The organism is Campylobacter sp. RM12640, from assembly GCF_020137595.1.
Lineage (GTDB): Bacteria > Campylobacterota > Campylobacteria > Campylobacterales > Campylobacteraceae > Campylobacter_E.
The window spans coordinates 1-491 of sequence record NZ_JACGAU010000074.1 but is presented as its reverse complement, the minus strand read 5'-3'; the positions used below and the strand labels follow the sequence as shown (position 1 = coordinate 491).

Below are 491 nucleotides of genomic sequence, written 5' to 3'. Positions count from 1 at the left end.
TTCAAACAAACTCTAACTATTACAGGCGATAGTAAAAACAATGTCTTAGATAAAGCTACATTAGAGCAAGGCATAGTAATTGATAACAAAGATGCACAAGTAAGTGTGATAAATGGCTCAGAAATCAAAGGAGAAATAAAAAACGAAGGCTTTATAAATGTAGAAGAAGGCTCAACAGTATCAGAGCTAGTATCAGGTAGCGGAACACTCTCAACCGATGGAGCTTGGTATGATAAAAATGTAAGTATGGGTAAGATTGAAGGAGAGAATAATACCTTTAAAGGCGATGTAATTATTACAAATACAAATACCGAAGTAAAAGCTGATAATAATACCTTTTTAGGCAATGTATCAGTAAATAATGGCAAACTTAGTGCTACTACTAATAACAACTTTAAAGACATTAATGCTAATAATATTGATTTTATAAACGATGATATAAAAACAACCGATGAAATCAAAGCTCAAACAATAAAAGTAGATGATAAGTT

General features: G+C 31.0%; 1 protein-coding gene. It reads left to right on the top strand.

Annotated features, from left to right (window positions below):
• Positions 1 to 491, top strand: a 491-nt coding sequence (locus tag AVBRAN12640_RS09935) for a hypothetical protein (RefSeq protein ID WP_336609199.1), incomplete at both ends; no start/stop codon positions are given.